2 tRNA genes are annotated in these 291 nt (G+C 46.0%); both read right to left on the bottom strand.

The window, feature by feature from the left end:
* Positions 1 to 45: 45 nt before the first annotated feature.
* Positions 46 to 121 (bottom strand) — tRNA-Ala (locus OA91_RS23940).
* Between the two features lie 45 nt (positions 122 to 166).
* Positions 167 to 243: transfer RNA gene (locus OA91_RS23935), tRNA-Ile, on the bottom strand.
* Positions 244 to 291 lie beyond the last annotated feature (48 nt).

Raw genomic sequence — 291 nt, 5'->3', positions numbered from 1 at the left:
ACTTGCTTAGAGCTTTGGGTAATGAGTCACAGAATAAGTAAGTAATGGTGGAGCTATGCGGGATCGAACCGCAGACCTCCTGCGTGCAAAGCAGGCGCTCTCCCAGCTGAGCTATAGCCCCATGTATCACTTAAAATGTTTGGCCAATTAATTTAGGATAATTAATTGGTGGGTCTGGGCCGATTTGAACGGCCGACCTCACCCTTATCAGGGGTGCGCTCTAACCAACTGAGCTACAGACCCAAACACTTCTTCTGTGCGTCTCTATATAAATTAGTTACCAGATAATTT

This window comes from Marinomonas sp. SBI8L (assembly GCF_001624705.1).
Taxonomy (GTDB): domain Bacteria; phylum Pseudomonadota; class Gammaproteobacteria; order Pseudomonadales; family Marinomonadaceae; genus Marinomonas.
This window is presented reverse-complemented; position numbering and strand designations above follow the sequence as displayed.